The sequence below is a fragment of the Streptomyces sparsogenes genome (genome assembly GCF_001704635.1).
Lineage (GTDB): Bacteria > Actinomycetota > Actinomycetes > Streptomycetales > Streptomycetaceae > Streptomyces > Streptomyces sparsogenes.
In genome coordinates this window covers 1-892 of sequence record NZ_MAXF01000258.1, presented here as the reverse complement: position 1 = coordinate 892, position 892 = coordinate 1, and the positions used below count along the sequence as shown (strand labels likewise).

Sequence of the window (892 nt, the reverse complement as noted above, 5' to 3'; positions counted from 1 at the left end):
CACCCCGCGACCATATGGTTCACGTGCTGCTGGCCGAGGGTGAACTGGCCCTCGGTGATTTTGGCGGCCTTGGCGTTCGCCGCGGCGATCTCGTCCTCCTTCCAGTCGTAGAAGCCCCCGTAAAGAATGCGGTAGACGACGTCCGCCGAAAATCCGTAGACAGAGGACTTTCCTGCCAGGGACGCAGTGGCGCTGACACCGGCCTGCATGCCGCCAGTGGCGACGAATTCCCCCGTCTGGAAGTGGTTGACCCAGGACACTCTGTGGTCCTTGTTGTCACTCACGATGTCTGCGCCGATGCCGTCGTAGACACCGAAGACATGCGATGCTTCCTCGATGACCGCAGCACGGTCGTCAGGCTTCTGGAAGTCCGTCGTGGAAAGCGTCCCTGCGGCGTAGAACTTCTCGGCGTCGTGCACCTGGCGAAACGCGTCGCCGTCCTCCGCCACACCGCGCAGGATGCGGGCCAGGCTGTCCTTCCCGACGGCCATATGGGCGCCCTTGGGGTCACCCGTGTCGTTCCACACGTCGTCCTTGTCCATGTACAGGCCCCGGCCTTTCAATGTCTCATGGACATCGGGCGTGTAGTCGACGAGCATATGGGCCAGGGGCTTCCGCAGCTGGTCGGGAATATGGGCCCCGTTCCGGCCGTCGTCGAGGACCTTGATGGTTTCGCGCATCACCCGCGCCTCGGCATCGGTGTGGTAGCCGAGAACGTGGTCGGTGCCCGGCGCATTACCCGTGGCGGCCACCTCGAGCGCCCGGCCGAATCCGCTGCGCACATCCGCGTCGGGGGCGTCGTTGCCCGGGATCTCGACCTTACCGGTCGAGTTCACGGTGTTCCTGACGTCCCAGTCGCGTTCCCGCAGCAGGTACTTCAGCCGGTCGTTGC

The 892-nt window shown here is 64.6% G+C and carries 1 pseudogene; it reads right to left on the bottom strand.

Annotated features, from left to right (window positions below):
- Window positions 1–892, bottom strand: a pseudogene (locus BBH68_RS42500) (hypothetical protein); the annotation flags it as partial.